The 26037-nt window shown below is 73.5% G+C and carries 24 protein-coding genes; 9 read left to right on the top strand and 15 right to left on the bottom strand.

Annotated elements, in window-relative coordinates:
• Window positions 1–233: 233 nt before the first annotated feature.
• Window positions 234–1958 (bottom strand): NHL domain-containing protein, encoded by a 1725-nt coding sequence (locus ACZ4VF_RS33440; protein WP_467930718.1) that lies wholly within the window; start codon window positions 1956–1958, stop codon window positions 234–236.
• 583 nt (window positions 1959–2541) lie between these two features.
• On the opposite strand from ACZ4VF_RS33440, the gene ACZ4VF_RS33435 reads away from it, so the two are divergent.
• The 3 genes from ACZ4VF_RS33435 to ACZ4VF_RS33425 all read left to right on the top strand — a co-directional run bounded on the left by ACZ4VF_RS33435 (window position 2542) and on the right by ACZ4VF_RS33425 (window position 4705).
• On the top strand, window positions 2542–3153 hold the full coding sequence (locus tag ACZ4VF_RS33435; protein ID WP_467930716.1) for a hypothetical protein: 612 nt from the start codon (window positions 2542–2544) through the stop codon (window positions 3151–3153).
• Window positions 3154–3173: 20 nt separating this feature from the next.
• Window positions 3174–4040 carry a choice-of-anchor K domain-containing protein gene (locus ACZ4VF_RS33430; RefSeq protein ID WP_467930715.1) on the top strand — a complete coding sequence of 289 codons (867 nt, stop codon included), beginning with the start codon at window positions 3174–3176 and terminating at the stop codon, window positions 4038–4040.
• A gap of 191 nt (window positions 4041–4231) precedes the next feature.
• Window positions 4232–4705 (top strand): carboxymuconolactone decarboxylase family protein, encoded by a 474-nt coding sequence (locus tag ACZ4VF_RS33425; protein WP_467930714.1) that lies wholly within the window; start codon window positions 4232–4234, stop codon window positions 4703–4705.
• A 15-nt stretch (window positions 4706–4720) separates the two neighbouring features.
• On the opposite strand, the gene ACZ4VF_RS33420 is transcribed toward ACZ4VF_RS33425, so the two are convergent.
• Window positions 4721–5197: a DUF2000 family protein gene (locus tag ACZ4VF_RS33420; RefSeq protein WP_467930712.1), complete on the bottom strand. Its 477-nt coding sequence runs from the start codon at window positions 5195–5197 to the stop codon at window positions 4721–4723.
• Between ACZ4VF_RS33420 and ACZ4VF_RS33415 the strand changes: the two genes are divergently transcribed.
• Entirely contained in the window at window positions 5196–5990 is a 795-nt protein-coding gene (locus ACZ4VF_RS33415; protein ID WP_467930711.1) for a helix-turn-helix transcriptional regulator, read from the top strand. The genes ACZ4VF_RS33420 and ACZ4VF_RS33415 overlap by 2 nt on opposite strands.
• 7 nt (window positions 5991–5997) lie before the next feature.
• On the opposite strand, the gene ACZ4VF_RS33410 is transcribed toward ACZ4VF_RS33415, so the two are convergent.
• Together ACZ4VF_RS33410 and mshA are read right to left on the bottom strand one after the other, a co-directional pair.
• Window positions 5998–6498 (bottom strand): type III secretion system chaperone family protein, encoded by a 501-nt coding sequence (locus tag ACZ4VF_RS33410; protein WP_467930710.1) that lies wholly within the window; start codon window positions 6496–6498, stop codon window positions 5998–6000.
• Window positions 6491–7828: a D-inositol-3-phosphate glycosyltransferase gene (gene mshA / locus ACZ4VF_RS33405; RefSeq protein WP_467930708.1), complete on the bottom strand. Its 1338-nt coding sequence runs from the start codon at window positions 7826–7828 to the stop codon at window positions 6491–6493. Before mshA ends, ACZ4VF_RS33410 begins: the two co-directional genes overlap by 8 nt.
• Before the next feature lie 195 nt (window positions 7829–8023).
• Between mshA and ACZ4VF_RS33400 the strand changes: the two genes are divergently transcribed.
• The 3 genes from ACZ4VF_RS33400 (at window position 8024) to ACZ4VF_RS33390 (ending at window position 11724) form a co-directional block, all read left to right on the top strand.
• The gene (locus ACZ4VF_RS33400; protein ID WP_467930707.1) at window positions 8024–8839 is read left to right on the top strand and encodes a class I SAM-dependent methyltransferase; all 816 of its coding nucleotides are present in this window, start codon (window positions 8024–8026) and stop codon (window positions 8837–8839) included.
• Between the two features lie 193 nt (window positions 8840–9032).
• Window positions 9033–10118: a C40 family peptidase gene (locus ACZ4VF_RS33395; protein ID WP_467930706.1), complete on the top strand. Its 1086-nt coding sequence runs from the start codon at window positions 9033–9035 to the stop codon at window positions 10116–10118.
• Window positions 10119–10422: 304 nt separating this feature from the next.
• The gene (locus tag ACZ4VF_RS33390) at window positions 10423–11724 is read left to right on the top strand and encodes a PP2C family protein-serine/threonine phosphatase (protein ID WP_467930704.1); all 1302 of its coding nucleotides are present in this window, start codon (window positions 10423–10425) and stop codon (window positions 11722–11724) included.
• Window positions 11725–11761: 37 nt separating this feature from the next.
• On the opposite strand, the gene ACZ4VF_RS33385 is transcribed toward ACZ4VF_RS33390, so the two are convergent.
• From ACZ4VF_RS33385 to ACZ4VF_RS33375, 3 genes are all read right to left on the bottom strand, one after another.
• Window positions 11762–12106, bottom strand: coding sequence for a DUF2516 family protein (locus tag ACZ4VF_RS33385; protein WP_467930703.1), 345 nt, complete (start codon window positions 12104–12106; stop codon window positions 11762–11764).
• A gap of 106 nt (window positions 12107–12212) precedes the next feature.
• Window positions 12213–12812, bottom strand: coding sequence for a hypothetical protein (locus tag ACZ4VF_RS33380; protein ID WP_467930702.1), 600 nt, complete (start codon window positions 12810–12812; stop codon window positions 12213–12215).
• A gap of 81 nt (window positions 12813–12893) precedes the next feature.
• Window positions 12894–13382 (bottom strand): helix-turn-helix domain-containing protein, encoded by a 489-nt coding sequence (locus tag ACZ4VF_RS33375; protein WP_467930701.1) that lies wholly within the window; start codon window positions 13380–13382, stop codon window positions 12894–12896.
• A gap of 171 nt (window positions 13383–13553) precedes the next feature.
• On the opposite strand from ACZ4VF_RS33375, the gene ACZ4VF_RS33370 reads away from it, so the two are divergent.
• Window positions 13554–15923 (top strand): ATP-binding cassette domain-containing protein, encoded by a 2370-nt coding sequence (locus tag ACZ4VF_RS33370; RefSeq protein ID WP_467930699.1) that lies wholly within the window; start codon window positions 13554–13556, stop codon window positions 15921–15923.
• A gap of 48 nt (window positions 15924–15971) precedes the next feature.
• On the opposite strand, the gene ACZ4VF_RS33365 is transcribed toward ACZ4VF_RS33370, so the two are convergent.
• The 8 genes from ACZ4VF_RS33365 to ACZ4VF_RS33330 form a co-directional block, all read right to left on the bottom strand.
• On the bottom strand, window positions 15972–16538 hold the full coding sequence (locus ACZ4VF_RS33365) for a hypothetical protein (RefSeq protein WP_467930877.1): 567 nt from the start codon (window positions 16536–16538) through the stop codon (window positions 15972–15974).
• Window positions 16539–16589: 51 nt separating this feature from the next.
• Window positions 16590–18644, bottom strand: coding sequence for a HelD family protein (locus tag ACZ4VF_RS33360; RefSeq protein ID WP_467930698.1), 2055 nt, complete (start codon window positions 18642–18644; stop codon window positions 16590–16592).
• A gap of 50 nt (window positions 18645–18694) precedes the next feature.
• A complete protein-coding gene (locus ACZ4VF_RS33355) occupies window positions 18695–19345 on the bottom strand; it encodes a TetR family transcriptional regulator (protein WP_467930697.1) in 651 nt (216 codons plus the stop codon).
• A 9-nt stretch (window positions 19346–19354) separates the two neighbouring features.
• Window positions 19355–21541: a phosphotransferase gene (locus tag ACZ4VF_RS33350; RefSeq protein WP_467930695.1), complete on the bottom strand. Its 2187-nt coding sequence runs from the start codon at window positions 21539–21541 to the stop codon at window positions 19355–19357.
• 257 nt (window positions 21542–21798) lie between these two features.
• Complete coding sequence (locus tag ACZ4VF_RS33345; protein ID WP_467930694.1) at window positions 21799–22548, bottom strand: HAD family hydrolase; 750 nt, start codon at window positions 22546–22548, stop codon at window positions 21799–21801.
• Window positions 22548–23426: a GntR family transcriptional regulator gene (locus ACZ4VF_RS33340; protein WP_467930693.1), complete on the bottom strand. Its 879-nt coding sequence runs from the start codon at window positions 23424–23426 to the stop codon at window positions 22548–22550. The genes ACZ4VF_RS33345 and ACZ4VF_RS33340 overlap by 1 nt, the downstream gene beginning before the upstream one ends.
• Window positions 23427–23574: 148 nt before the next feature.
• The gene (locus tag ACZ4VF_RS33335; protein WP_467930691.1) at window positions 23575–24489 is read right to left on the bottom strand and encodes a winged helix-turn-helix domain-containing protein; all 915 of its coding nucleotides are present in this window, start codon (window positions 24487–24489) and stop codon (window positions 23575–23577) included.
• Window positions 24490–24805: 316 nt separating this feature from the next.
• Window positions 24806–25408: an RsiG family protein gene (locus ACZ4VF_RS33330; RefSeq protein WP_467930690.1), complete on the bottom strand. Its 603-nt coding sequence runs from the start codon at window positions 25406–25408 to the stop codon at window positions 24806–24808.
• A 160-nt stretch (window positions 25409–25568) separates the two neighbouring features.
• On the opposite strand from ACZ4VF_RS33330, the gene dtd reads away from it, so the two are divergent.
• On the top strand, window positions 25569–25994 hold the full coding sequence (gene dtd / locus ACZ4VF_RS33325) for a D-aminoacyl-tRNA deacylase (RefSeq protein WP_467930689.1): 426 nt from the start codon (window positions 25569–25571) through the stop codon (window positions 25992–25994).
• Window positions 25995–26037 lie beyond the last annotated feature (43 nt).

The following is a 26037-nucleotide window of genomic DNA, read 5'->3' as shown; positions in this document are numbered from 1 at the left end:
CCAAAGTCACGTATTGATTGCAACGCGTGACGGCGGGAGGGTGACCTGGGAGCACAGAAACGATTACCTGCGCATATCGGGTTTGGGAACGCGAAGAGCCGCCGATGGCGGGCGGTTCGCCACGGGCGGCTCAGGGTCCGGTATGTCGCTGATGTCCCTCGCGTCCCTCATGTTCCGCCTGTTCCTGGTGTTCCTCGTGTTCCTCGTGTTCCTCGTGTTCCTCGTGTTCCTCGTCAGTCCTCGTCGTCCCCCAGGACACTCGCCTTGAGGCGCACGTCGGGCCGGCCCGCGATCACCGCCCGCCCGTCGGTGTACCGGCCCGGCTCGGCGTCGCTCAGGGCCCGCACGCCGAGCGTGTAGACCAGGGCCGCCGCCGGGTGGCCGGTGGTGTTGAGGCGGGGCTCGTCCACGACGGCCAACGCCCTGCCGCCGTCCCCGACCGTCGCCGTCGGAGACCCGCCGGGGAGCACCGTACGGTCCGCGCGGTAGTACGCGCAGGTCACCCGGCCGTCGAAGACGAACCCCGTCGGAGCCGTGAACCGGTGCTCCACCCGCCCGGGTTCCCAGGGGTCGGTGGAGGAGACCCGTACGTGCAGCAGTTCGCTGCCGCCCCGGGGGACCTCCAGGCCGACTTCCTGACGGACGACCAGGTTGGCGGGCGGGGCGGGGATGGGCTCGGGTTCGGGTCCCGGCTCCCCCTCCGACCCGGACTCCGACTCCCGCTCCCCCTCCGACCCGGACTCCGACTCCCGCTCCCCCTCCGACCCGGACTCCGACTCCCGCTCCCCCTCCGACCCGGACTCCGACTCCCGCTCGTCCTCCCGTACCGGGTCGGTGACCGGCGAGGAAGCCGTGGTCAGCGGTACGGCTGCGATCCGGTGGTTCGAGTTGTCGGCCACGAGCAGGCGCCCGGCCGGGTCCACGGCGAGGCCGCACGGGTATCGCAGCGCGGTGTGTACGACGGCGCCGGCCGCGTCACCGGCCGCCTCGGCGGGCTCACCGGCCGCCGGATCCGGTTGCCCCGCGACGACCCGGGCCGCTCCGTCCGCCAGCCGCCACACCCGGTGTCCGGTCTGGTCGGCGACGTAGAGCGCGCCCTCGCCGTCGACCGCCACCGCGCACGGTGCGCCCCAGTCGACCACCGTGGCGCCGGTGCTCCCGTCCGGCGGCCCCGCCAGTACCCGAAGTGCCCCGTCCGGGCCGAGCAGCAGGAGCCTCCGGCCCACCGGGTCGGCGATGTACAGCCGGCCGGCCGGGCCGGCCGCCAGGCCGGCGGGCAGGAACGCCTCGCCCGCGTCGGCCGCGCCGGAGTCGCCCGAGCCGCCTGGGCTTCCGGACCGGCCGGTCGCCGCGACCACCGTGCTGACGACACCGCCGCCGTCGATCCTGCGCACCCGGGCGGTGCCCGCCTCCCCGACGTACAGCGACCCGGCGTCGTCCACGGCAAGGGCGCAGGGGGCGTCCAGCCGGGCGCGGCGGGCCGGGCCGCCGTCACCGTCGCCCTCGTCCGCCCCGGCCCCTCCGCCCGCGCTCCCACCTCCACCGCGCGAGCCGTCTCCCACGACGGTGTCGATGACACCCGAGGGGTCGATCCGGCGGATCCGGTGGTTCATCTCGTCGGCGACGAACACGCCTCCGTCCGGGGCGACGGCGAGCGCGGACGGGAAACCGAGGCGGGCGCGCACCGCGTCGCCGCCGTCCCCGGCGAAACCCCGCAGCCCGTCCCCGGCGACCGTCGTCAGGGTGCCGGTGCCGTCGATCCGGCGGACCCGGTGGTTCGCGTGGTCGGCGACGAAGACCGCGTCGCCTCCCACGGCCACGTCCGCGGGGAAGGCCAGCCGCCCGTCCGGCGCGGGCCCGCCGTCCCCGGAGAATCCGGGCGTGCCGTCGCCCGCCACGACGACCGGCGGCCCGCCCGCGTCCGGCGTGCGCCGCCGCTCCACGGCCTCGGCCGTCACGCCGCCGCCTCCCGGCACGAGCGCGCCCGGGCCCCGATGGTGCCCGGCACCTCCCCCGTCCACGGCCTCGTCTCCCGCATCACCGTCTCCTTCCGCGCTGTCGTCGGCATTTCTCCTGCATACCGGCCGGAGGGGCACCGCAGGAGCAGGCACCGCACTCTCCACCCGCACGGGGGAGGAGCCGCGAGGAAACCGGGAGCGAGGGACGTGCGGGACACGGCGTCGGGTCCCGGGGCCTTCGGCAGGGCCCCGGCCGGTGTGCTTCCCTCCGCCCTTCTGCGCCGTCCCCTGCCTCAACTGCACTCGAACAAGTGACGCGGAATCGATTCGGCATTCCAAACGGGGGAACGCCTGCATAGCGCCGGCGGGTCCTGGCTAACGATGGAGCCGGATGAAGGTCCGGTGCGTGCCCCGGCAGCCACGCGGACGCCCCGCTCGCGAGCCGTGGACGGCGTCCCGCGTTCCGCCTCCCGGACGCAGCCCCCGTGATCCGCTCGCTTCCCGCGGGCCGGGGTGAGCCGCACCAGGACACCTCTTCTCTCTTCCGTCCCACGCCTCGACCACAGCCCAGGAGGACCCGGAGATGAGCACCGACGTGCAGACCAAGAAGGAAGCCTACAAACGGGGAGAGGACCAGGGCCGCGCCGACGCACTCGCCGGAAAGCCCTACGCCGACCCGCCGCGCGACGGCACCCGCGGCGAGAAGGACCAGTACGCGAACGGGTACGACTGGGGCTACGAACAGGGACGGGCCCAGAAGCTGGACCTCGTGGTGTGGCAGGAGGGCGGAGTCGAGGACGCTCCCGGCGGCCTCGGCACCACCATCAACATCTGCGTCCGCACACCGAACTGGAGCGAGACGGTCGACGCGGGCGAACGTGAGCACGTCTTCACCGCTCCGAGCGGGTTCCGCTGGAACGGCACGGTGGGGGCCCAGTACAAGCGGATCGACCAGACCACCGGCGGCGACCTGCCCCCCGTCCAGGCCAAGGTGAGTGCCGACGGGCGCACCCTGACCTTCACCTACCACGTGCACCTGAACACCGGCAGCGACGACAAGGACTGCATCGTCTACACCTGCGGTCTCGAAGCCGTCGACGGAGCCGGGCCCGGCCGTCGTACCGACGGCGTCGCCCAGATCGGCACCGCGCCGCCGGCCAAGCTCAAGGCCGAGGTCGTCGAGGACGAGGACTGAGAGAGGGGGATCCGGACACCATGACCACCGTCGTCACCTCCGGCGTCTTCACGTCCACCACGCCGCCCATCTCGCCGGTCAACGGCGTGGGCACCGACTACATCCAGTGGGGCAGCGCCGGCAGCCAGAGCGGGTACCAGTTCCGCGGTGCCGCCGCGGACGTCCAGCTCGACGGCACCGAGTTCGTCATCGGTACCTTCGTGCACCGCAACAAGCCCACGAACCTCAGCCCGAGCCAGTTCGACGTCCGGCTGACCGTCAACGTCATGTTCGAGGACGGCAGTACGACCGACCTCGACTTCAGTTTCCACCACAACGAGACGCCCAACAGCACCGGTACCAGCCCCGCGGACGACGACCTGGTCGACCTGCAGACCTTCGTCCACCCGCAGCCCGTCACGATCGACGGCAAGCAGTACCGGGCGGTGCTGAGCGGTTTCAAGCGCGGCGGCCAGATCGTCCGGCGGTTCCGCAGCCCGGAGGGCGGCATCAACTTCGCCGAAATCGTGTGCATGTTCACGCTGGAGGAACCGGACGTGATCATCTCCGGCCTGCGCTACCAGGGCACGGGCACCGGCCAGGCGGACGAGTACGTCGAGATCCTCAACCGGGGCGGCGCACCGCAGGACCTGACCGGCTGGAAGGTGGAGGCCAAGCCCACCGGGCACTCCTTCCCCTTCCCACCGGGAACGGTGATCCAGCCCGGCGTGCGCTACCGCGTCTACACCGACGAGAACCACCCGGAGTACGGCGGCTTCTCCTTCGGCTCCTCCGGTGAGGTCTGGCGGGACCAGGGCGGCATCGCCCGCCTCGTCGCCGACGACGGCTTCGTCGTCGACCAGTCCCCCTACCTGGACAAGGGGTTCAACAAGTCCGGCACGCCCTGAGCGGGACCCGCCGGCCCTTCGGTGAGGGTGGCGGGTGACGGGTGACAGGTGAGCCCGCGGTGCGACCCACCTGTCACCTCCGCTGCCCGCGCACCGGCCGGCGTGACGCACACCACGTCCGCCCGTGTCACATCCCCGCGCTCCCCTCCGTCCATGAGGTGCAAGCAGCCGCAACGACCCGGGAGCACACCATGGAAGCTCGGCTCAACCTCCTCGCCAACCCGTTCGCCGGGAAGCTGTTCAAGCACTTCAACGCCGCCGGGAAGGTGATCGCGGAGTCGGCACTGCCCGCCGCCACGCAGGAGCTGGTGAAGATCCGGGCCAGCCAGATCAACGGGTGCGGGTTCTGCACCGACATGCACACCAAGGACGCCCTGGACGCCGGGGAGACGCAGACCCGGCTGAACATGGTCGCCGTCTGGCGCGAGGCGACCGTGTTCAGTGAGGCCGAGCGGGCCGCGCTGGAGCTGGCGGAGGAGGGCACGCGGATCGCGGACGCGGCCGGCGGGGTCCCGGACGAGGTGTGGGCGAACGCCGTCAAGCACTACGACGAGGACCAGCTCGCCGCGCTGGTCGCCCTCATCGCCCTGATCAACGCCTACAACCGGGCGAACGTGATCGTCCGCCAGCCGGCCGGCGACTACGTGCCCGGGATGTTCGGCTGAGGGACGGCAGGTCACTCACGGGTGCATCCGGGCGCCCTTGAGGGTCTTGTCGACGGCGTTCCGGGGCCCGTGGACCGCCAGGCCCACCAGGTCCAGGGCGGCCGTCGGGACGGCGCGCACCGCCGCGCGGTTGTCGCGGTCGTTGCCGGTGGCGAAGAGGTCCGCCGTGAACACCGCTCGGGGCAGGGCACGGCTCAGTGCCCTGCCATGGGCGGCCCTCAGCACCTCCTCGGTGCCCTCGAAGACCAGTACCGGCTGCCGGAACATCGGCAGGTACGCCACCCCGCCGGCGTCCTCGTACGGCTCGCCGATGACCTCCGGGACGGCCGTGCCCAGGCCGCTGACCAGGAACGCGGTGACGTTCAGTCGCTGCCAGGGCGCCAGGTCCGCGCGCAGCAGGACGGCGATCTTCGTGTCGAATCGGAGGGGTTCGCTGTTCATGGGACGAGACTGGCCGACGCCCGCCGGGCCGGTCTTGTACGTTCCTTGCATGGCCGCCGGACAGGACGTCACCGCGTGGCGCCCCCGGGTCCCGGGCGTCACCGAGGTGTTCCACGCCCGCTTCACCGAGTACGCCTATCCGATGCACGTCCACGACGCCTGGACGCTGCTCATCGTGGACGACGGGGCCGTACGGTACGACCTCGACCGGCAGGAGCACGGCACCCCGCACGACACCGTGTCGCTGCTGCCGCCGCACGTGCCGCACAACGGCTCCCCGGCCACGCCGGGCGGGTTCCGCAAGCGGGTCGTCTACCTGGACGGCAGCCGGCTCGGGGAGGAGTTCATCGGCCCGGCCGTGGACTCCCCCGACCTCCGGGACCCCCTGCTGCGGCTGCGCGTCGGGCGGTTGCACTCCGCCCTGGCCCGGCCCGGCGACGAGCTGGAGGCGGAGAGCAGGCTGGCCCTCGTCGCGGAGCGGCTGCGGGACCACCTGCGCGGGCGCACGCCCGCCGCACGGCCCCGGGATCCGGTACTCGCCCGCCGGCTGCGGGAGTTGCTGGACGCGCGGGTCGTCGAGGGCCTGACGCTGGAGGAGGCCGGCCGGCTGCTGCACGCCCATCCGGCGCATCTCGTCCGGTCGTTCAGCGGGGCCTACGGCATCGCCCCGCACCGGTACCTGACGTCACGCCGGGTCGGCCGGGCCCGGCGGCTGCTGCTCGACGGGGTGCCGCCGGGCGAGGTCGCCCCGATGGCCGGTTTCCACGACCAGGCCCATCTCACCCGGCACTTCAGGAGACTGGTCGGGGTGACGCCGGGGCGCTACCGGAGCGGGTCGCGCTGAGCCCGGGTCAGCCCTCGGGGCGTTCGATCAGGTGCCGGAACGCCTCCAGGTTGCGCGTGGACTCCCCGCGCGAGACCCGCCAGGCGTACTCCTTGCGGATCGAGGAGGCGAAGCCCAGCTCCAGGAGGGTGTTGAAGGCGCCGTCGGCCGCCTCCAGGACCTGGCCGAGGAGGCGGTCGACGTCGTCCGGAGTGACGGAGGCGAGGGGCAGCCGGGCGGTGACGTAGACGTCGCCGTGGCGGTCGACGGCGTAACTCACGCCGTACAGCTTGAGGTTGCGCTCCAGGAGCCAGCGGTGGACGCCGGCCTCGTTCTCGTCGGGGTGGCGGATGACGAAGGCGTTCAGCGACAGGGAGTGGCGGCCGACGAGGAAGGACACCGTGGTGGCCAGCTTGCGGCTGCCGGGGAGCTTGACCACGTAGTTCCCGGGTTCGGGGCTCTCCCACTCCAGTTCCGCGTCCTTGAAGACGCCCTCCAGGACCTGCCCGGCCTTCTCCACGTCACCCATGGTGGGAGCGTACGCGACGGCGGTGGGACTGGGTCGCGGCCGTGTAGACGTCCGCGGTGGCGGCGGCGGCCGTGTCCCAGCCGAAGGACTGGGCGTGCCCGGCGGCGGCCGCGCCCATGCGCGCGGACAGCTCGGGGTCGTCGGCGAAACGGCACAGCACGCGCGCGTAGTCGGCCGGATCGTGGCCCTGCACGAGGAAGCCGGTCTCGCCGTCCCGCACCGCCACGGGCAGGCCGCCGACCGAGGCCGCGAGCACCGGGGTGCCGGTCGCCTGCGCCTCCACGGCGACCAGTCCGAACGACTCGCTGTACGACGGCATGACGAGCACGGACGCGGCCCGGAACCAGTCCGCCAGCTGCTCCTGGCCGACCGGCGGGCGGAACCGTACGACGTCCGCGACGCCCAGCCGGGCCGCGAGCTTCTGCAGCCCCTCCGGCTTGGCGAGGCCGCTGCCGCTCGGGCCGCCGACGACCGGGACGACGATGCGGGAGCGCAGCTCGGGGCGCTCGTCCAGCAGGACGGCCACGGCGCGCAGCAGGACGTCCGGCGCCTTCAGGGGCTGTATGCGGCCGGCGAAGAGCGGGATCAGCGCGTCCTGCGGGAGACCGAGGCGGGCGCGTGCGGCGGCCCGGCCGTCGGCGGCGCAAAAGCGCTCCAGGTTCACGCCGGGGTGGACGACGGCGACCTTCGCGGGGTCGGCCGCGTAGTGCCGGACCAGCTCGCCGGCCTCCTCGGCCGTGTTGGCGACGAGCCGGTCGGCGGCGGCCACGATCTGGGTCTCGCCGATGACCCGGGCCGCCGGCTCGGGGGTGTCGCCGTCGGCCAGGCTGGCGTTCTTGACCTTGGCCATGGTGTGCATGGCGTGCACCAGGGGCACGCCCCAGCGCTGGGCGGCGAGCCAGCCGACGTGACCGGAGAGCCAGTAGTGGGAGTGGACGAGGTCGTAGTGGCCGGGGCGGTGGCCGGCCCACGCCTGCATCACGCCGTGCGTGAAGGCGCACAGCTGGGCCGGGAGGTCCTCCTTGGCCAGCCCCTCGTAGGGGCCCGCGTCGACGTGCCGGACGAGGACGCCGGGGGACAGTTCGACGGCGGGGGGCAGGCCGCCGGCCGTGGCCCGGGTGAAGATCTCCACCTCTATGTTGAGCGCGGCCAGCCGCTGGGCCAGCTCCACGATGTAGACGTTCATGCCGCCGGCGTCGCCGGTGCCGGGCTGGTGGAGCGGGGAGGTGTGCACGGAGAGCATGGCGACCCGGCGGGGCCTGCGGTACAGCCTCAGCCGCGCGCCGGCCGACGGGGAGCGTCGCCCGAGCCTGCTGACGTACTGGCTCACCTTGGCGTTCCTCCTCGCTGCGGCCATGCCTGCCGGAGGACCGACCACGCCCTCCACGGGGGTCCAACAGCAAGGGGGTGCCCGGCCATTTCCCCTTCAAGCGGCTTTGCCGAATCATTACCTCTTATCGGTCAACCGTTCGAACGCGGAAGGCGTCGACGGAGCACACTCCCGGACCCGCTTACCCTCGTACGCATGACAGCCCGCGCCACGACCCGCCGGCCCGTGGGAACGGTGACGCGCGGGACGACCAACCCCAACCGGCTCCGCCGCATGGACCGCTGGATCGCGGCCGTGCACGGCGCCGAGCTGCGGCGCGCGGGCGATCCGGTGGCCGTCGACCTGGGCTACGGCGCCTCGCCCTGGACCGCCGTCGAGCTGCTCACCCGGCTCCGCGCGGCGGCGCCCCGCGCGCGCGTGGTCGGCATCGAGATCGACCCGGAGCGGGTCGCGGGAGCCCGGCCGTACGAGCGGGAGGGGCTCACCTTCCGGCACGGCGGCTTCGAGGTGCCGGTCCCCGGGCGCCCGCTGCTGATCCGGGCGGCGAACGTCCTGCGCCAGTACGACGAGGCGGAGGTCGCCGCGGTGTGGCGGCAGCTGTGCGCGCGGCTCGCCCCGGCGGGCGGCGGCTCGCGCGGCGGGCTGCTGGTCGAGGGCACCTGCGACGAGATCGGGCGGCGGCACGTGTGGGTGGCGCTGGGGCCCGAGGGCCCGCGCACGGTCACCTTCGCCACCCGGCTCGGTTCCCTGGACCGCCCTTCCGATCTGGCCGAACGCCTGCCGAAGGCGCTGATCCACCGCAACGTCCCGGGCGAGCCGGTGCACGCCTTCCTGCGCGACTTCGACCGCGCCTGGGCCGCCGCCGCGCCGTACGCCTCCTACGGCGCCCGGCAGCGCTGGATGCGCGCCGTACGGGACCTGCGGTCCGACTGGCCGGTGACGGACTCCCCGGCCCGGTGGCGGCAGGGGGAAGTGACCGTGGCGTGGGGGGCGTTGGCACCCCGGGGCTGATCACCCGTTCGAGGGAACGGAGTACGGAACGATCCTCGTGCGCCGTTCGTCACACCGGCGAGGAGATCGTCGTATCCGATGGTGAGCGGGGCATTCCGGCTTCCGACGACCTCTGTCGCTTTGCACGCGGCCGTGGCACGATCCCTCAGGCGACCGTAAGTTACTGACGGTAAATCAGTTTGGGGGAAGAGGTATGCGTTCGGGCAAGCGTGGCCTGCTCACGGCCGCTCTGACCGTGCTCTGCGCGGTGACCGTCCTGTCGGCGCCCGGCACGGCGTTCGCGGCCCCCCACCCCGTCCCCGGCCCGACCGGGACTCCCGGCCCGACGGCGACTCCCGCCCCCGGCAAGGACCTTGAAGAGGTCCGCAGGAAACTCGACGCCCTCTACCACGACGCGGCCGTGGCCACCGACGCCTACAACGCGGCCGAGGAGAAGGCCAGGAAGCAGTCCGCCGAGATCGTGTCACTGGCGAAGAAGATCGTCGAGGGACAACAGAGGCTGGAGAGGCTCAAGGACCAGGCGGGCGCCGCCGCCCGCGACCAGTACCGCACCGGCGGGCTGTCCGCCACCGCCCAGTTCCTGCTCAGCGACGACCCGGGGCAGTTCCTGGACGGCGCCGGCCGGGTGCTCCAGGGCCAGCAGGCGGCGAAGAAGCTGATGGCGGAGAAGACCCGCACCCAGAAGGAGTTGCAGGAGTACGCCGAGGACGCCTCCGCCCGCTGGAAGAAGCTGGAGGAGGGCCGCAAGGCGAAGGCCGCCGCCAAGAAGAGGGTCGAGAAGCAGATCGACGCGGCCGAGAAGCTCCAGTCCCGGCTGGAGAAGAAGGAGAAGGAGCGGCTCGCCCGGCTGGAGCGGGAGGCGGCGGACAAGGCGCAGACCGCCTGGCTGGACACCGGTGTCCTCAAGGACGTCCACGGCACGGCCTCCGCGCAGGGCGAGAAGGCCGTGGAGTACGCCACCCGGCAGCTCGGCAAGCCGTACGTGTGGGGCGCCGAGGGGCCGGACTCCTTCGACTGCTCCGGCCTGACCTCCCAGGCCTGGGCGTCGGCCGGCCACCCCGTCCCGCGCACCTCGCAGGAGCAGTGGAGACAGCTGAAGCACGTCGACGTGAAGGACATGCGCCCCGGCGACCTCGTCATCTACTTCGACGACGCCAGCCATGTCGCGATGTACATCGGCGACGGCGCGATCATCCACGCCCCGCGCCCCGGCCGCACGGTGACGATCGCGGGCGCCGGTTCGATGCCGATCCTGGGGGTCGTACGGCCGGACGCCTGAGGCGCCTCCCGGCGATCTCCGCCCGCCGGCGCGGCTCGTGCGCCCGGGTGACGTGACTCATGTGACCCACCGCACGGCCAACCTCCGCCCAAACCGGGGCAGGACGTGAGCTTCGTCATCACCTCAGGGCGGGCGCCGTGTCCAACTGCGGTACGGAACGCGGCATATGACAGTGGCGGGCACCGGAGCGACGCGGCTCACACCATTCCATCGGGGTGGCCCGAGCCGCTATGGTCCCGGTCGGTGGGTCGAGACTCCTCGACACCGCCCCGTGCCCTCGGGGGGAGGGAAGGAACCCAGGACAATGCCCGTACCCGTACCGCGGCAGAGAGCGATCCCGGCCGTGGAGAGTGGTCAGGCTCAGGCCGCCCGCACCGTGGGCGGCCCCCTCAAGGAAGAGGCCCACCGCGACGCCACGGCCGTGAACGGCACCGGCGCCACTCTCACCCTGCTGCTGATCGAGGACGATCCGGCCGGCTCGCCGATCGTGCCCGACCTGCTGGACCCGTCCGGCAAGCCGATCCGCGTCCGCACCGCCCGCAACCTCACCGAGGCCGAGCGGCTGCTCACCGACGACGTCCACTGCATCCTGCTGGACCTGGCGCTCCCCGCGCCGGGCGGCACCGACGCCGACGACGAGCTGGCCGTGCTGCGGCACGTCCTCCAGCTCGCGCCCCGGCACGCCGTGCTCGCGCTGACCGCTTCCGGAGACGCCGAGCGCGGCGCCGAGGCCGTGCGCGTGGGCGCGCAGGACTACCTCTTCCGGGACGAGCTGGACGGCCGGCTCCTCAGCCGTGCCATCCGGTACGCGGTGGAGCGCAAGCGGTCCGACACGGCCGAGCGGCGGCTCGCCGAGGGCCGGCTGCGCGCGCAGGAGAACCGCCGCCTGGAGCGCGGTCTGCTGCCCACCCCGCTGCTGGAGGGCTCCCAGCTGCGCTTCGCCGCGCGCTACCGCCCCGGCCGGTCCCGGGCGCTGCTCGGCGGCGACTTCTACGACGCCGTCCGCACCCCCGACGGCACGGTGCACGCCATGATCGGCGACGTCTGCGGGCACGGCCCGGACGAGGCCGCGCTCGGCGTGGAGCTGCGCATCGCCTGGCGGGCACTGACCCTGGCCGGGCTGTGCGGGGACGAGCTGCTGAACACTCTGCAGCAGGTGCTGGAGCACGAGCGCGCCGACGAGGAGATCTTCGCGACGCTGTGCACGGTGGACATCGCCCCCGACGGCCGCCGGGCGGGCCTGTGCCTGGCCGGCCACCCGGCTCCGCTGATCGCCCGCCCCGGCCGCCCCGCGCGGCTGCTGCCCTACGACAACAACGGCCCCGCCCTCGGCCTGCTGCCCGGCGCCCGCTGGCCGCGGATGCAGGTGGAGCTGGGTCCCGAGTGGAGCCTGATGCTCTACACCGACGGTCTGATCGAGGGCCGGGTCGGCGAGGGCGGCGAGCGCCTCGGCCAGGACGGCATGGTGGAGCTGGTCCGCCGGCAGCTCTCCGAGGGGCTGCGGGGCGAGGAACTGCTGCGGGCCGCGGTCCACGAGGTGCGCGAGCTGAACGGCGGGGAGCTGACGGACGACGTCGCGGTGGTCCTGCTGGACCGGGCGCCGTAACGAGCCCGCCGCCCCGCGACCCGCTCACGCGGTGCGCTCAGCGGCCGCCGTTGTACGGTCCGTACGGACCGTCGCTGCTGCTCCCCCGCCGCCGCCCCCACCCGCGGCCGCCGCCGACCCGCTGGAGGGCGGGGCGCACGTCCACGAGGTACACGATGCTCGCGACGGCGCCGGCGATGGGCAGGATGGACAGGATCGAGAACAGGTAGCTGACCACGAGCGCGATGCCGAGGATGATCAGCCAGAAGACCTTGTTCTGCTTGTCGGCCGCGCGGAAGGCGTCCTCGCGCCGGAACGCGGCGTCGAACAGCCCGAACGCGGAGATGGCCATCAGGATGATCTTGAGGATGCCCATGAACCCCGCGAAGCCCAACATCAGCATGCTGCCCACCGCCCGTTGATCGCCGAACCCTGCTACGCCACCGTACCCAGAGAACGGGCCGGACACCCCAAAGGTGCCCGGCCCGGACCCGTCTCGCCGGCCATGGTCACTGGGCCGGCGGCGCCGTCTTCTTCGCCGGGGTGGCCTTGCGGGCGGCCGGGGTCTTCTTCGCCGCGGGCTTGCTGTCCTCGGCGGCCCCGGCCGACTCCGGCTTGGTCTCGACCGTCTCGGGCTTGGTCTCGGCCGTCTCGGGCTTGCCCTCGACGACGATGGCCAGCTCCTCGATCTCCTCGGCGGCCTCGCCGCGCCAGGTCTTCACGGCCTGTTCGCCGTGCTCGGCGACCCGCTCGTAGGTCTCGCGGGCCTTGACGGCGTACTCGGCGGCGACGCCGACACCGCGCAGGGCGAAGTCCTGGGCGGTCTCGCCGAGCTTCTTCAGGTCGACGTCGAGGGTGCCGATGAACTCGGTGACCTTGGTCTGCAGGGTCTCCTGCGCCTCCTTGGCGCGGGCGGCGGCCTTCTCCTGCACGGCCTTGGGGTCGGTGTTGCGCACGGCCTCGATGCGGGCCGGGGCCTCGGCGCGCAGCTGCTCGACCAGGCCGGGCACCTTCTTGGCCTGCTGGAGCGCCAGGTCGGCGGTGCCGGCGGCGAAGTAGAGCGGGGTCGGGTCGCTGAGGGTCTTGCGCAGGTCGTCGGTGATGGCCATGGTGAGGGTCCTCCCGGATCGGATTCGCGTTCGGCTGGGTCGGTGTGGTCCGCGGCGGGCGTCCGGTGCCCTGGTCCGGCGTCAGCCGGCCGTCCGCCGCGGGCCGGCGTCCGTGTCGGTTCCGGTGGCATCGCCCGCGCCGGCCGTGCGGCTGCCGCCACCGGTCCCCTGGTCCACACTCCCGTGCCCCGGCCCGTCGTCCTCGGCAGGCTCGCCGGTCCCGAATCCGTTCTCCTTGCGGAAGGACTCGTAGATCTGGAGCAGCACCTGCTTCTGCCGCTCGTTGAGCGTGGGGTCGGCGAGGATGACGGCGCGCGTCTCCACCTCGTCCCGCCCCCGCTCCGCGTCGAGGATGCCGGCGCGGACGTACAGGGTCTCGGCGGAGATGCGCAGGGCCTTGGCGACCTGCTGGAGCACCTCCGCGCTGGGCTTGCGCAGCCCGCGCTCGATCTGGCTCAGGTAGGGATTGGACACCCCGGCGGCGTCGGCGAGCTGCCGCAGCGACAGCTGGGCGCTGCGGCGCTGCTCGCGCAGGTACTCACCGAGATTGCCGACGTTCAGCGATGCCATGCCTCCACCATGCCCCACCGTCGCTAACAATTGCAAGCACCCTGCTTGCAACAGTGTGTCCCGGCTTCCGGGAGGACGAGGGGTGACGGGAGAGGACAAGGGACGCCGAGGGACGACGAAGGTCAGGAATGGAGAAGCCGTCGGGGGACCGCCGCCGCTACCGTGGCGCGCATGGACGACGCCATCGCACAGCATGCCGCCGACACGCATGACCTGATCCGTGTGCACGGGGCACGCGAGAACAACCTCAAGGACGTCAGCGTCGAGATCCCCAAGCGCCGGCTGACGGTGTTCACGGGTGTCTCCGGCTCCGGCAAGAGTTCGCTGGTGTTCGACACGATCGCCGCGGAGTCGCAGCGGCTGATCAACGAGACGTACAGCGCGTTCGTCCAGGGCTTCATGCCCACGCTGGCGCGGCCCGACGTGGACGTGCTCGACGGGCTGACCACCGCGATCATCGTGGACCAGCAGCGGATGGGCGCCGACCCGCGCTCCACGGTCGGCACCGCCACCGACGCCCACGCGATGCTGCGGATCCTGTTCAGCCGGCTCGGCACCCCGCACATCGGCTCGCCCAAGGCGTTCTCCTTCAACGTCGCCTCGATCAGCGGGGCCGGCGCGGTCACCGTGGAACGCGGCGGGAAGACGGTGAAGGAGCGCCGCGAGTTCAGCGTCACCGGCGGCATGTGCCCGCGCTGCGAGGGCCGCGGCACGGTCACCGACATCGACCTGTCCCAGCTCTACGACGAGGACAAGTCGCTCAGCGAGGGCGCGCTGACCATCCCCGGCTACAAGCCCGGCGGCTGGAACCACCGCCTCTACACCGAGTCCGGCCTCTTCGACCCGGACAAGCCGATCCGCGCGTTCACCCGGCGGCAGCTGGACGACTTCCTCCACCGCGAGCCGACCCGCATGAAGATCGCGGGCATCAACATGACGTACGAGGGGCTCCTCCCGCGGATCCAGAAGTCCATGCTCGCCAAGGACCGCGAGGCGATGCAGCCGCACATCCGGGAGTTCGTGGACCGGGCGGTCACCTTCACGACCTGCCCGGACTGCGACGGCACCCGGCTCAGCGAGGCGGCCCGGTCCTCGAAGATCGAGGGGATCGGCATCGCCGACGCCTGCGCGATGCAGATCAGCGACCTCGCCCAGTGGGTGCGCGGGCTGGACGAGCCGTCGGTGGCGCCGCTGCTGACCGCGCTGGGCGGGACGCTGGACTCGTTCGTGGAGATCGGCCTCGGCTACCTCTCCCTCGACCGGCCCGCGGGGACGCTGTCGGGCGGCGAGGCGCAGCGCACGAAGATGATCCGCCACCTCGGTTCCTCGCTGACCGACGTCACCTACGTCTTCGACGAGCCGACCGCCGGGCTGCACCCGCACGACATCCGGCGGATGAACGACCTGCTGCTGCGGCTGCGGGACAAGGGCAACACGGTGCTCGTGGTGGAGCACAAGCCGGAGGTCATCGCGATCGCCGACCACGTGGTGGACCTCGGTCCGGGCGCCGGCACGGCCGGCGGTGCCGTCTGTTTCGAGGGCACCGTCGAGGGGCTGCGGGCGAGCGGCACGCTCACCGGGCGGCACCTGGACGACCGGGCGGCGCTGAAGAAGACGGTGCGCAAGCCGGCCGGAGCGCTGGAGATCCGCGGCGCCACCGCCCACAACCTGCGGAACGTGGACGTCGACATCCCGCTCGGCGTGCTCGTCGTCGTCACCGGTGTCGCCGGCTCCGGGAAGAGCTCGCTCGTGCACGGGTCGGTTCCGGCCGGCGCGGGCGTGGTCTCCGTCGACCAGGCGCCGATCCGCGGCTCGCGGCGCAGCAACCCGGCGACCTACACCGGCCTGCTGGAGCCGATCCGCAAGGCGTTCGCCAAGGCCAACGGCGTGAAGCCGGCGCTGTTCTCCGCCAACTCCGAGGGCGCCTGCCCGGCCTGCAACGGCGCCGGGGTGGTCTACACCGACCTCGCGATGATGGCCGGGGTGGCCACCACCTGCGAGGAGTGCGAGGGCCGGCGGTTCGACTCCTCGGTGCTGGAGTACCGCCTCGGGGGCCGGGACATCAGCGAGGTGCTGGCGATGCCGGTGACGGAGGCGGAGGAGTTCTTCGGCGGCGGGGAGGCCCGCACCCCGGCCGCCCACCGGATCCTGCGGAACATGGCCGACGTGGGCCTCGGCTACCTCACCCTCGGCCAGCCGCTCACCACGCTGTCCGGCGGTGAGCGGCAACGGCTGAAGCTGGCCACGCACATGGCGGAGAAGGGCGGGGTCTACGTCCTGGACGAGCCGACCACCGGTCTGCACCTCGCCGATGTCGAGCAGCTGCTGGGCCTGCTCGACCGGCTGGTCGACGCGGGCAAGTCGGTGATCGTCGTCGAGCACCACCAGGCGGTCATGGCCCACGCCGACTGGATCATCGACCTCGGCCCCGGCGCCGGCCACGACGGCGGCCGGATCGTCTTCGAGGGCACCCCCGCCGACCTGGTCGCGGCCCGCTCCACCATCACGGGTGAGCACCTCGCGGAGTACGTCGGCGCGTGACGTCCTTGGCGGCCGGCCACTCCCGCGGCACCGTGAAGTCGGCCACCGTCAGGCCGTACCGGTGGTCGACGCGGTGCAGGAGGGCCGGTGCCGGGGGTGGACGGCGCTCCAGGCGCGGTCGGCCTCGGTGATCTCGTCGGTCCACCCGGACGAAGGCCGGCCCGCTTGGGCTGCTGGCGCCGGGCGGCGGTGGCCGTCGCGGTGCCGGTGACCGCCCCTTCCTCGGTCTGCTCCGCGGCCTGGGCGGTGCTCCTGGTCACGGTGCCGGACGGAAGGCACCACCTCCGCCGCTGCCGAGGGTGCAGACAGCCGCCCAGTCGGCCGGGTCTTCCCGTGCAGCGGGCCCGGCCGTTCGTGCGCGTCGGGCCACCGCACGACCGGCAGCGGCGGCAGCCCCAGCCACGGCGCGACGCAGTCGTCGGCGTCGTCCGTCCAGGTCGTGGCCGACACCGGCGCGCAGCCCAGCTCCGTCAGCCGGGGGCCCCGCGCCGGGTCGACGCGGGCCGGCAGCGGGTGGTCGGCGGCGGGCACCGGCGGGCCGTCGTACAGCGGGTAGCGGCGGTCCGCCGCCCCGAAGGGGATGAGCGGGCCGTCCACGTCGGGGAAGAGCAGCACCGTCCACGGGTTCCGTCCCTGGAGCACCCTCCGTCCAGGGCCTCGACCCGGTCAGAACGGCAGCGGCCGGCTGTGGACGACGTCCAGCCGGGACACCGCCCGGGTCAGCACCACGTACAGCCGGTGCGCGCCCCGCGCCTCCGCCTCGGCGACGGCGGCCGGTTCCACGGCGACGACGTGGTCGTACTCCAGGCCCTTGACCACGCTCGCGGGGACGACGGCGAGGCGGGCGCCGAGCGTGTCGGGGCCGGCCGGGTCCAGGCCCGCCCGGTGGAGCGCCTCGCGTACCCGGCCGGTGTCCGCGTCGGCCGTGATCACCCCGACCGATCCCTCCCCGGCGAGAGCCTCGCGCGCGGCGGTCACGGTGGTGGCGAGCAGGTCGTCGGTAGGGCGGAGGGTCAGCTCGCCGTCCGTGCGCAGGGAGGTGGCGGCGGGCACGGCGACGTCGAGGCGGGCGAGCAGCCGGTTGGCCGTTTCCAGCACGGCCGCCGGCACCCGGAACCCGGTGGTCAGCGGCACCACGGCCGCGTCCGGCCGGCCGAGGTGGCGCAGTTGCACGGACCAGTCGCGGGCGGCCCACGGGGTGGTGCCCTGGGCGAGGTCGCCGAGGACGGTCAGCGAGCCGAACGCGGCCCGGCGGGCGATGGCCCGGCACTCCATCGGCGAGAGGTCCTGCGCCTCGTCCACGACGAGGTGGCCGTAGCCCTCGGGGTGTTCGACGAGTCCGGCGAGTTCGTCCAGCAGGACCAGGTCGGCGGCCGACCAGCGGGCCGACTTGTACGAGCGCGGCGGGCGGGGCCAGAGCAGTGCCGCCTGCTCGTCGGGGTCCAGCAGGCCGTCGGCCGCGCGGGCCAGCGCCTCGGGGTCGGTGAGGAGTCCGGCGAGGACCTCCTCCGGGCGCGCCTTCGGCCAGAGGGCGTCGAGCTGTGCGGTCAGCGGCCGGCAGCGCTCGACGCGGCGGACCCAGGAGGCGGGCAGCACTCCGGAGCGCCGTTCGGCCTGGTCGCGCAGCCGCCGTACCACCCGGGTGCGCACCCGCTCCCGTCCGACGGCGTACGGCGGCTCCTCGGCGCGCACCTCGGCCACGAGGTCGGCGAGTTCGGCGGCGGGCACCCGCCAGCGGTACGACCCGTCGGGTACGGCGAGGTCGCCGACGCCCGCGGTGCTCACGCGCGCGTAGAGCGCCCTGCGCAGCACCTCGGCCATGCGCGGGTCGTGCTTGACCGTCGCCGTCTCCAGGGGGTCGGTGCCGGTGACGGGGTGGCGGGCGATCTCCTCCAGCAGGGTGGACTGGCGGTAGCCCCCACCGGTCGCTCCGCGACGGGCGGTCTCGCCGAGGGAGGGCAGCACCTCGGCGATGTAGGAGAGGAAGGTGCGGTTGGGGCCGAGGATCAGCAGGCCGGCGCGCTGGAGCCGCTTGGGGTGGGTGTAGAGCAGGTAGGCGGCGCGGTGCAGGCCGACGGCGGTCTTGCCGGTGCCGGGGGCGCCCTGCACGCACACGGAGTCGGCGAGGGGGGCGCGGACGAGGTCGTCCTGCTCGGGCTGGATGGTGGCGGCGATGTCCCGCATGGGTCCGACGCGGGGCCGTTCGATCTCGCGGGCCACGATGTCGCTGGCCCGGCTCTCGCCCCGGCCCAGGTGCTCGTCCTCCAGACCGGTGAGGTCGGCGGAGTCGCCCCGGCTGCCGGGCGCCCAGCCGAACCGGCGGCGGACGGCCACGCCCTGCGGGTCGCGGGCGTCGGCCTGGTAGAAGGCGCGGGAGACGGGGGCCCGCCAGTCGACGACGAGCGGCGGGGCGGCCGGGTCCTCGGTGATCCGCACCCGGCCGACGTGGTAGCTCTGCCCGCCGTGCGCGGGGTCGCCGTCGGCGAAGTCGAGGCGGCCGAAGAACAGCGGGCCGGGCGGGAGTTCGCGCATGGCCTTGGCCCGGCTGCGCAGCCGGTAGCCGAGCACCTCGGCGTCGGCTCCGGAGGCGGAGACGTCCTCGCCGACGACGACCTGTTCGGCGGCGCCCTCGACCATCGCGGCGAGGGCCGTACGGCAGGTGTCGTGGTAGGCGCGCTCGGTGTGCAGGGCGTCCGTGAGGGCGGGATCGAGTGACGTCATGCCGTCAGCGTACGGCAGAAATGTTACCGAGTTAAGTTTTTAACCGAGTTTCATTCGTTGGGTGCGATCCCCTCGGCGACCGGGCCCCGGCCGCCGGGCCTCAGGTCCGGCAGCCCCTCCGCCAGCCGCCGGAACGCCCGCTCGGCCGCCCCCACCGCGTCCCGGGCCACCTCCTCGACCGGCTCCCCCGCCGCGATCCGCCGCCAGTTCTCCTGGGCGAGGATCCGCTGGACGGCGATGATCTGTCCGGCGGCCAGCCGCGCGTCGAGACCGCCCCCGAGCGCCTCGGCCAGCGCCTCCTCGGACCGCTCCTGGTGCGCGTACGCCCGCGCCACCAGGGACGGGGTGCCGTAGAGCAGGCGGTGGAAGGCGAGCACGTCGGGGTGGTCGTTCAGCCCGGTGACCGGGTCGCGCCGGTCCAGGCCGGCCAGGAAGTTCCGGCGCAGCGCGTCGACCGGGTCGGCCGCCCCCGCGACGACGTGCGCGGCCTCCGTCTCGTGGTCCGCGATCCGGTGCAGGACCAGGTCCTCCTTGGCCGGGAAGTACCGGAAGAGGGTCGGCTTGGAGATCCCGGCCGCGGCGGCGACCTCCGCCACGGACACCGCGTCGAAGCCCCGCTCCAGGAACAGCCGTACGGCGGTGTCCGACACGTCCTGGTACATCCGCTGCTTCTTGCGCTCACGCAGACCCATCTCGCCCATGGGGGGAGCCTACGCAGCGCCGTCCGGCACCGGCGGCCACGCCAGGTCCGTACCGCCGCGCCGCCGGGACGACAGGCCCAGGGAGGCGGTGGCCGCGGCCAGCGTCATGGCGTACGACTCCACCGCGCGCCGCACGTTCGGCGCGTCCAGGGCGGCCCCGGTGACCAGGCGGTCGAGGTCGACGTAGGCGGAACGGACGATCTCGGTCCAGCGGTACACCCGCCAGTCCTGCTGCCAGCCCCGGGTGAAGCGGGGCGCCAGCCGGGTCTCCCAGCGGCGGAACATGCGGTCCCGGATCTCGGGGCGGGTCGGGGTGAGGTGCATGTGCCGGACCAGGTCGTACAGCGGGTCGCCGACCAGCGCCATCTCCCAGTCGATCAGGGTGAGCGGCGGGCCGTCGTCGCGGCGCACCAGGTTCCAGGGGTTGAGGTCGCCGTGCAGCAGGGCGGGGGCGCGGTGGGCGACCCGGTGCCGGGCGAGGATCTCGCGCAGCCGGGGGGCGTCGGGCAGCCCGAGCAGGCGGGCCAGCTGCCGGGACGCCCGGGGCAGCGCGGCGACCAGGGCCACGAGCTGGTCGCTGAGCCAGTCGTAGAACCGGGGCGGTCCGCCGAGCGGGTCGAGCGGCGCGTGGTCGACCCGGGTCAGCGCGGCCAGCTGGTCGACCAGACAGTCCGCCTCGTGCGGCCGCAGGCCGTGCACCGGGTGCTCCGGGCGGCGGCCGAGGTCGGCGGCGCCCTCGTAGGTGTGGACGGCGAAGCGGTCCCCGCGGTACGGCAGACCGGGGTCCCTCGCGTGGCTCTTCCCCAGCGCCAGCACCCGGGGCGCGGCCACCGGCACGCCGGACCGCTCGATCGCCCGCAGGACGGCGTGCTCGCTGAGGAAGCCGGTCTCGCGCCGCAGCACGACGGTCGCCTCGCGGCGGACGACGACCGGGAACGGCGTGCCGGGCACCCGGAGCACCGTGTTCAGGTGCGCGGCCCCCTTGAACACCCGGCCGGCCGGGGCGGCGCCCTCCAGGAACAGCGCGTCGGCGACCGCGGAGCGGGGGAAGTCGGGATGTTCGGGGACGCGCCGGTCCGGGGTCCAGCCGATGATCCGCCGCCCCGGACCGGCCGACGCCCCGCGCCGGAACAGGATCCGCTCGATCTCGTCCGCCTCGGGCACCCGGCCGAGCCGCAGCGGCCGGGCGGCGGCCCGCAGGGCGTCCCGGACGGCGGCCGTCGCCCGCGCCAGCCGCTCCCGGCCGAAGGACCGCTCCAGCGAGCGCGCGGCCCGGATCACGTCGGCGTACAGGGACTGGGCGTGCTCGAAGGCGACGTAGTGCCGCAGGTCCCGGGAGAGTCCGGCGGTGGCGGCGGGCCGTACCCGGTGGACGGCCTCGGCCCAGGCGTCGACGACCTCGCGCCGCTGGTGCCCGGGGTAGCGCATGCGCACCAGGTGGACGGCGAGGTCGTGCAACGGGTCGCCGTAGCACGCCAGTTCCCAGTCCACGCAGTGCGGCGGCCCGCCGCCGGACGGCAGCACCAGGTTGTCGCGGTGCAGGTCGCCGTGGAGCAGTCCGTACGGCCGCCGGGTCATCGCGGGGACCCGGTCGGCGAACCGCGCCAGGGCGTCCTCGGGCACGCCGAGGGCCGTGAACAGGCCGCCGTACCGCTGCCGGTGGGGCCGCCGGATCTGCTGGTCGGCGAGGTGGGCGAGGGTGCGCAGGAAGCCCTGGGAGTCGGTGTGGTTGCGGGGCCAGTGGGCCGGGAGGGGAGGCAGGGCGCCGCCGCGGACCTGGACGACGGCGGCGAGCAGCTCCGCCAGCTCCGTCAGCAGCGGACCGTCGACCGGTTTGCCGGGACCGCAGACGTCGGCGAGCACGGTGCCGTCCACAAAGCTGTGGACGGCGAAGCCGGGCCCCGCGGCCAGGCACTCGGGCACCCGTGGGAGCACCCCGCGCACCGCCCGCAGGATCTCCGGCTCGTCGGCCCAGGTCCGGATCACCACCGGCACCGCGTCCGGGCGCGGCACCCGCACGGTCACCAGGGCCCCCGGCTCGCGGCCCAGCAGCCCGGCCACCGGTCCGGTCAACGGCACGACGTGGTTGTGATGGTGGAAGCCGCTGCTCGACCGGCCCTCCCTGACGGCGCGGGCCACGAACTCCCGGAGGACGGCGTCCGTCCGGGCGGCAGGGGGAACAGGCGGTGCGCCCACTGGCCGCTCCGGGGTCGATCGTGCGAAAGGGTGTGGAGAGGGTGCGAAAGGGTGTGAAAAGGGTACGCAGAAGAGGCGAAACGGGTGCGGGAAGGAAGGGTCGAAGGGCCGGTCGAGCAGCCGTGCGGGTGGTCCGCCACTCGTCCGTGCCGGCGGGCGCCCGGGGGCCGGCTCGTCGCCGTCCCCCGCGCACGGGCACGCGCATGCGTCACGGACATGGGCACGCGCCCCGAGCGGTGACTCGGACGAGGCGAATGCTAGCCGACCGGACGCCCCCTCCGGAGCAGCCGCAACAGCGGCTCCAGCGACTGCACGACGTGCCTCGCGCCCGCCGCCCGCAGGTGTTTCTCCTTGCTCGCGTCGCGCGCGTACCCCAGGAACGGCACCCCCGCGCCGCGGGCCGCCGCCAGGTCCGCGAGGGAGTCGCCGATCATCAGGGCGGTGCCGGGGGCGGCGCCCATCGCGTTCAGGGCCCGGTTGAGGCAGTGCGGGTGCGGCTTGAGGTGGTGCAGGTGCTCGGTGCGGCCGTACAGGTGAGGGGCGAAGCAGCCGGTCAGGCCGCGGGATTCGAGGTAGGTGCGGGCGGCGCGGGGCGAGTTGTTGGTGGTGACGGCCAGGCGGGCGCCGACGGCCGTCCAGGTGCGGATGAGCGGGTCGGCGTAGGCGGTGGGCAGCGCGGAGGCGGCGGCCCGTTCCTCCTCCTGGGTGAGCCGCTCCTCCAGGCCGGTGACGAGGTCGCTGCCCGGCCGCCGGCGGCCCACGGCACGCAGCACCACCTGGGGGTCCAGCGTCTCCCGTTCGGTCTCGCTGAGCAGCCCGCGCAGTCCCTGCCGCTCCAGCCAGTCGACCAGGTCGGCGGCCACCCGCTCGGCGCGGTGGCGGGCGAAGAGCCGGCAGATCGGCCCGTCGAAGTCCCACAGCACGACCCGGGCCGATGTGATCAGTTCCCGAAGCTTCTCGTTCTCACTCGCAACAGAAGGCGCATCAGAAGTCGCATCAGAAGTCACTAGGAGAGTGTCAGGTCCGTCGTGATGGTTTCCCAGAGGGCGTCGAACCACATCTGCGACTGCTCCACGAACGCCGCGTCCCGCTGCCCCGCCCGTTTCTCGAAGGAGAAGAGCAGTGACTCGGAGCCGAGCGTGTCGTACATCTCCAGCGTTCCGCTCTCCGTGGGCTCCTCGCGGCGCTCGACCATGTAGTACGCGAACAGCGCCTCCGCGCCGTTGAGCAGGTACAGCTTGGCCGGAGGGGTGAACGGCAGGGCCCGGAAGGCGACGCGGACGTCGATGTCGTGGGTGCCGCGCAGGGCCTGGAGGTTGTACTGGAGCACCTGCCCCTGGGCGTTGCGCATCGCCAGCCAGCGCTGGTGGACGGCGTCGTCGGAGCTGCCGGAGTCGACCGGTACCGGGAAGGCGAGGTCGATGTCCCGGGACGGCAGCAGGACGCGGACGTCGATGCGCCCGGGTCTGAGCCGGCCGTCGTGGATCAGGCGCAGCGGTTCGCCGAGGGCGGGTATCAGGCTCTGCGCGGTCAGGCAGACGGCGTCGATGCGCACGTGCGGGACGGAGAACGCCTCGGTCAGCCGGGGCGCGAGGGCCACCATGGTGGGCTGCGGATCCTCGCGCGCGGGAGCCGGTTCGGCGACCCGGGGCGGGCTGCCCTTGCTGACGTTGCTGAGCAGGCCGTCCTCCTGGAGCACGCGCAGGGCCTGGCGTACGGCACCGCGCTCCACGCCGAACTCCTCGGCCAGCTCGGCCTGGGTCGGCAGGCGCGCGCCCACCCGGAGGACGCCGGTGCGGATGCGTTCGCGCAGGGTGTCGGCGATCTGCCGGGGCGTGAGCCGTCCGCTGCCGTTCACTGCCACGTTCTCCTGGGTCACGACCAAACGCTACAACCCTGATCCATCTGGAGGCAGTTGTTGGAAAGTTGTTTGTGGACAGTCGCCAAGTGGGCGCATGTGAGGCGAAGTTGGCTGCCAACTTTGGCGGGCCGGCGGGCCGGAGCGCGCGGCTCCGTGGCGCCGGCGCCCCGCGTCACGACGTCAGCACCAGCTCCGAGCTGATCGTCTCCCACAGCGCGTCGAACCACAGCCGCGACTGCTCCACGAAGGCCGCGTCCCGCCGCCCGGCCCGCCCGTCGAAGGCGAACAGCATCGACCGGGTGCCGTCGGCGTCGTACGTCTCCACGTGCCGCTGCCCGATCTCCCGCTCCCGGCGGCCCAGCGTGTAGTACGCGAACAGCGCCTCCGAGCCGTTGAGCAGGTACAGCTTCACCGGCGGGGTGAACGGCAGGGCCCGGAAGGAGACCCGGACGTCGACGCCGTGCGTGGTGCACAGGGCCAGCAGGTTCTGCCGCAGCACCAGGCCCTGGGCGTTGCGCTGGGACAGCCAGCGCCGGTGCAGCAGGCCCCCGTCGTCGGCGTCCACCGGCGTCGGGAAGGCGAGGTCGATGTCCCGGCCGGGCAGCAGCAGCCGTACGTCGATCTTGGCCGGTTTCAGCCGCCCCGCGTGGATCTGCCGCAGCGGCTCGCCGACCGCCAGCGTCAGCGAGACCGAGGTCAGGCACAGCGCGTCGATGCGCACGTGGGGGGCGGCGAACGCGGCGGCGATGCGCGGGGCGAGGCCCACCATGGTGGGCTGCGGCGGCGCGGCCGGGCCCGCCGGGGGGCGCGCGGGCCCCGGTACGCCCGCCACCGTGGCGGGGCTGCCCTTGGAAACGTCGGTGAGCAGGTGCTCCGACTGCAGGATGCGCAAGGCCTGCCGTACCGCACCGCGTTCGACACCGAACTCGTCGGCCAGCTTGGCCTGCGTGGGCATGCGCTCACCCGGCCGCAGCACACCGGACCTGATCCGGCTGCGCAGTTCGTCGGCGATCTCGCGGTGGGACGAACGGTGCCGCTGGGGCTTCGTCCGCCCACTGGCGGAGACGTGCTCCGGGTCCACGAACAAACCGTACAACTTCGCGCCAACTTACGGCAGTTCCTGTGCAGCTGGTTATAAGCCGCATCCCGACGGAGATAAGTACAGTGAAGTTGGCAGCCAACTTGTGGGACATGGTCGAGCTTCCCAGTGGTTGGCCGACCGGGTTCCCCTCCGGAGGGGAGCCGGGAGCCCGGGCAGGGGGCGGCCACCGGAGCGCACAGTCACAACTGAACAGCGACATCTGAATACCGACATCGCACAGCCACAACTGAACAGCTCGCTACGGATGAACAGGGCGCCGGCCTCCACGAGGCGGCGCCCTCTCGTTTCCCCCCGCCGCCGGTCACATCAGCAGGTCGTCCACCTGCGCCTCGCCCACCCGGTACCGGCGCGCGATCTCCCCGCTGCAGTCGTCGGCCGTACGCTGCAACCGCTGGCGGCACCGCGAGACCTCCTGCTCGTACCGGACCAGCCGTCCCATGGCGGCACTCAGTTCCAGGTCGGTCCGCGCGGTCAGGTCCGACAGCTCGACCTCGGCGAGCATCTCGGCGGCCAGCCGCCCGTACTCCTCGTTGTGCGGCGTGCCGAGCGTGACGTGGCGGGCCGAGGAACGCTGCCGGGCCGGAGCGTCCTTCAGGATCTCCGGGAGCCGGTCCACCACGGACCCGTCGACCGGCGCCGGCACCGACGCCCGACCGCGCCGGCCCAGTTCCGCGCGCAGGATGTCGATCCGCCCCTGGAGCAGCCGCCGCACATAGCTGAGGTCCGCCTCGTCCCGCTGGGCGTCGCGGCGCAGCGCGCGCAGCTCGGGCAGGCTCAGCCGGGCCAGTTCGGGCTCGGGAGGATCGGTGGGCGGTGCCGGTTCCGCGACGGCGTCGGCGCGCTGCGCGGGCGGCCGGTACGTCCCCTGTGCCCCCAGCCGCCCGCTGGTACTCGGTGTGCTCATCTGCTTGTGACCGTCCCCTCGACCGGCGTGTGGGAAGCATCGTGCCACCCCAACCGGCCGCTATGTGACCGAGTGCCCCCGAACGGCCCTAGATAGGCGCCAACAGATCCATATTGGGCCCCGTGCGGGCCGGTGCGGGGCACCGGGCATGATGGTCCGCATGCGTGCGGTGGTGCAGAGGGTGGACGGCGCGAGCGTCGTCGTGGACGGCGAGACGGTCGGCGAGATCGAGGGCGAGGGCCTGTGCGTCCTGGTCGGGGTCACCCACGAGGACACCGAGGAGAAGGCGGCCCGGCTGGCCCGCAAGCTCTGGACGCTCCGCGTGCTCCAGGACGAGAAGTCCTGCAGCGACACCGGCGCCCCGCTCCTCGTGATCAGCCAGTTCACCCTCTACGGCGACGCCCGCAAGGGCCGCCGCCCCACCTGGAACGCGGCGGCCCCCGGCGAGGTCGCCGAGCCCCTGGTGGACGAGGTGGTGGCCCAGCTGCGCGCCCTGGGCGCCACGGTGGCGACGGGCCGCTTCGGCGCGCAGATGAGGGTGTCGCTGACGAACGACGGCCCGTTCACGGTGCTGCTGGAGATGTGAGCCGGGAACGCCGGCGAGCGGACCGGGGGCTGTGCCGCGGCCC

The organism is Streptomyces sp. NPDC029151, from assembly GCF_055564315.1.
Note: the sequence above shows the minus strand (reverse complement) of the source record. Positions and strands in the feature narration are given on the sequence as shown.

Excerpts from the sequence above, each read along its gene's own strand:
- ACZ4VF_RS33435 (WP_467930716.1), top strand. The coding sequence starts at position 2,542 with ATGAGCACCGACGTGCAGACCAAGAAGGAAGCCTACAAACGGGGAGAG.
- ACZ4VF_RS33430 (WP_467930715.1), top strand. The coding sequence starts at position 3,174 with ATGACCACCGTCGTCACCTCCGGCGTCTTCACGTCCACCACGCCGCCC.
- ACZ4VF_RS33425 (WP_467930714.1), top strand. The coding sequence starts at position 4,232 with ATGGAAGCTCGGCTCAACCTCCTCGCCAACCCGTTCGCCGGGAAGCTG.
- ACZ4VF_RS33415 (WP_467930711.1), top strand. The coding sequence starts at position 5,196 with ATGGCCGCCGGACAGGACGTCACCGCGTGGCGCCCCCGGGTCCCGGGC.
- ACZ4VF_RS33420 (WP_467930712.1), bottom strand. The coding sequence starts at position 5,197 with ATGCAAGGAACGTACAAGACCGGCCCGGCGGGCGTCGGCCAGTCTCGT.
- ACZ4VF_RS33410 (WP_467930710.1), bottom strand. The coding sequence starts at position 6,498 with ATGGGTGACGTGGAGAAGGCCGGGCAGGTCCTGGAGGGCGTCTTCAAG.
- ACZ4VF_RS33400 (WP_467930707.1), top strand. The coding sequence starts at position 8,024 with ATGACAGCCCGCGCCACGACCCGCCGGCCCGTGGGAACGGTGACGCGC.
- ACZ4VF_RS33395 (WP_467930706.1), top strand. The coding sequence starts at position 9,033 with ATGCGTTCGGGCAAGCGTGGCCTGCTCACGGCCGCTCTGACCGTGCTC.
- ACZ4VF_RS33390 (WP_467930704.1), top strand. The coding sequence starts at position 10,423 with ATGCCCGTACCCGTACCGCGGCAGAGAGCGATCCCGGCCGTGGAGAGT.
- ACZ4VF_RS33385 (WP_467930703.1), bottom strand. The coding sequence starts at position 12,106 with ATGCTGATGTTGGGCTTCGCGGGGTTCATGGGCATCCTCAAGATCATC.
- ACZ4VF_RS33380 (WP_467930702.1), bottom strand. The coding sequence starts at position 12,812 with ATGGCCATCACCGACGACCTGCGCAAGACCCTCAGCGACCCGACCCCG.
- ACZ4VF_RS33375 (WP_467930701.1), bottom strand. The coding sequence starts at position 13,382 with ATGGCATCGCTGAACGTCGGCAATCTCGGTGAGTACCTGCGCGAGCAG.
- ACZ4VF_RS33370 (WP_467930699.1), top strand. The coding sequence starts at position 13,554 with ATGGACGACGCCATCGCACAGCATGCCGCCGACACGCATGACCTGATC.
- ACZ4VF_RS33360 (WP_467930698.1), bottom strand. The coding sequence starts at position 18,644 with ATGACGTCACTCGATCCCGCCCTCACGGACGCCCTGCACACCGAGCGC.
- ACZ4VF_RS33355 (WP_467930697.1), bottom strand. The coding sequence starts at position 19,345 with ATGGGCGAGATGGGTCTGCGTGAGCGCAAGAAGCAGCGGATGTACCAG.
- ACZ4VF_RS33330 (WP_467930690.1), bottom strand. The coding sequence starts at position 25,408 with ATGAGCACACCGAGTACCAGCGGGCGGCTGGGGGCACAGGGGACGTAC.
- dtd (WP_467930689.1), top strand. The coding sequence starts at position 25,569 with ATGCGTGCGGTGGTGCAGAGGGTGGACGGCGCGAGCGTCGTCGTGGAC.